This is a genomic window from Polaribacter litoreus, assembly GCF_054584775.1.
On record NZ_JBTLRD010000053.1, the window covers coordinates 1 to 2,586 of the forward strand.

At 26.6% G+C, this 2,586-nt stretch carries 3 protein-coding genes; all 3 read right to left on the minus strand.

The features are described from left to right. Positions 1-87 precede the first annotated feature (87 nt). The 3 genes from ACW9UN_RS16945 to ACW9UN_RS16955 all read right to left on the minus strand — a co-directional run bounded on the left by ACW9UN_RS16945 (position 88) and on the right by ACW9UN_RS16955 (position 2,498). Positions 88-654: a hypothetical protein gene (locus tag ACW9UN_RS16945; RefSeq protein WP_459487552.1), complete on the minus strand. Its 567-nt coding sequence runs from the start codon at positions 652-654 to the stop codon at positions 88-90. Positions 655-784: 130 nt separating this feature from the next. Next, the gene (locus tag ACW9UN_RS16950) at positions 785-1,465 is read right to left on the minus strand and encodes a hypothetical protein (protein WP_459487553.1); all 681 of its coding nucleotides are present in this window, start codon (positions 1,463-1,465) and stop codon (positions 785-787) included. 163 nt (positions 1,466-1,628) lie between these two features. After that, positions 1,629-2,498 (minus strand): hypothetical protein, encoded by an 870-nt coding sequence (locus ACW9UN_RS16955; protein ID WP_459487554.1) that lies wholly within the window; start codon positions 2,496-2,498, stop codon positions 1,629-1,631. Positions 2,499-2,586: the final 88 nt, after the last annotated feature.

Sequence of the window (2,586 nt, forward strand, 5' to 3'; positions counted from 1 at the left end):
TAATTACTGACAAAGAAAATCCGCGAGGATTTTCGTAAGTAAGCAAAAAGCAAGCAATTAATTTTGTACGGTGTTGGGCATAGTTTTTTATATTTCACTTATTTTATTAATTAATTCCTCAATTTTTAATTCAAGATTTTCATTTTTTACAATAGAAGTGAATATTATTTTGTTCTCTTTTAAAATATTAAACGCAAATCCCATATTCAAAGTGTCATTTGCAATCATTTTGTAAATGCGATATTTCTCGAAAGGTAAATTAAATTCGTAAGTTCTTTCATATTTAAAATTCGGGGAAATAAATTCCTCAAAATTATGACCAGCTATATAACTCAAAAAATATTCATTCATATTTTTTAATTCAGATTTTGGATAAATATAAGTTGACGCAACAAATCCGCCAATGATTCTGTTTTGTTTCCAAAGTTCTGATTTATATTCATATTTTGTTTCCAAACTTATAGAGTCAAATGCTTTTGAATAAATATGGTTTTTGTATTCAGCTTTTTTCAGGTATTCTTTGGAAAGAATATTTTCTTGTAAAATCAGTTTTTTCTTATCTGATTCCTGAAATTTCCGTTTTTCATAATCGTCTGCACAACTTGTCAAAATTACAAGTGTAAAAATTAAACTAAAAATCCGATTTATGTTCATTCGTTTAAATTATGCCCAACGGTCTCGTATAACCGTCAGTTACGGGTTAATATGCGTTAATTTTCGGTTTGACACTGACGTTAGCAATTCCGAGTGGATTCGGACGTAGTCGAATCCGCCGTAATTGCGGTTATACATTGTTGTGTGCAGTTTTTATAAATTCCAAGTGTTTTATTGAATTCCATAATTTTTCTGGTTCACATGTAAATTCTTCTATGTTTATAATTATTAGTCCAGAATCTCTTTTGCTTGCCCAAATAAAATCTTTAAAATAGTCAGTTGTGTTAATTTTCTCCAGTCCCGATACATTGTTTTTCAAATCAAGTATTGCAATAGTTGGATAAGTCACTCCAGTAATTTCGTCTAGAGTATTATTTTTAAGTAAACCAACAGTACTAATTTTGGCTTGTGAAAAATCACAATTAATTAATTTATTTTCAAAACGCAATTCAAAACGTCCTTTAAACGAACAATTTTTAAACTTTGGATTCCAATTTCCGCCAATTTGTTTTGTATGCGCCCAAATAAGACAATTTTCAAATGTGCATTTGTTTGTCAAGACATAGGTGTACTTGGAAGAGCAACGAATTTTTATATCACAATCTATAAAATGACATTCTAAAAATGAACCTACGAATTCCTTTGCATCTATCTCAACAATCTTATTGACGATTTTTTCTCGATGTCTTTTGTGAATTGGGAATCCGTGAGCTGAACTATTTGGTAGAAGCTTTTCTTTTTTAGCAGATTTAATATCTTGATTAAAATCATAGCTTTTATCTCTTCCAAAAAGTTTGTTCAATATTGACATAATTTCTGTTTCTCAAATTGCACACAACGTTGTTGTATAAGGTTTGTTGCGTGAATTTTGTACTAATTTAATAAATAATTATTGACAAAGAAAATCCGCGAGGATTTTCGTAAGTAGGCAAGAAGCAAGCAATAAATTTTATACGGTGTTGGCTGTAGTTTTTTTAATTCAATAATTTAAATTTCTGGTCTATTAAAGTTTCAAAAATTTTCGATATAGTTTCTTTATTTATAACTTGAGATAATCCTAAATCTATTAATTTTCCTTTTACTAATTCAGACCAATTCTTTTTATTTAATTTAGAATGTAAGTTTCTGATTTCTTCCATTTCGTTAAAAATAATTTCTTGTCCATATCCTAATTTTATTAGCATTTGAGTTATTTTTTCAATTTTTTTATCTAAAGATTCTTGACTTTTCTTTTTAGTTTTTATAGATGTTTTTCTTTCAATATAAGAAGCTCCTTTTACAGATATTTTAGCGTAATCATCTCCATTATTTCCATATTCAGAGAATAAAATAAGATATCCTCTCTTTGCTAAATCTTCAGCAATTTCTCTTGTTTCTCCTTTTCTATTTGGAACATTATTTAAATCTAAAATTTTTGATAATGAATAATAATTATCATTAAAAACAAGATTCAGTTTTTTTAAAATAAAATCTTTCTTCTTATTAATTGAAGTTATTAATATACCATCATATTTGTTTTGAAATTCAATTAGGGATAGATAGTCAAGAAGCTTTGAAATTCTTGATTTTAATTTATTTATTTTTCCTAATCTAATTTCTTCTTTGGATTTTTTTTCGGATTCAAAGTAGCTTTGAAATATTGATTTCTCAAATTTATGGGATTCATATTTGAATATATCTTCTAAAATTTCAAAGTTATCTTGAAGATATGTTTTTATAAATTCGATTACTTTCGATTCTTCAAATTCAATTGTTTCTTCAATTTTTTCAGTTTCATTTCCTACAATTAAAGAATCGTAAATTTTATTTAAATTTTCAATTAAAAGTTCTGTGTTATTCTTCAATTTTCATAGCGGTTGTATTATCCTGATATAGGTTGACCTTTTTTTAGGTTTAATTTATACCGTTCAAATTATTTTTTTAGCCGTTTAG

Excerpts from the sequence above, each read along its gene's own strand:
- ACW9UN_RS16950 (WP_459487553.1), bottom strand. The coding sequence starts at position 1,465 with ATGTCAATATTGAACAAACTTTTTGGAAGAGATAAAAGCTATGATTTT.
- ACW9UN_RS16945 (WP_459487552.1), bottom strand. The coding sequence starts at position 654 with ATGAACATAAATCGGATTTTTAGTTTAATTTTTACACTTGTAATTTTG.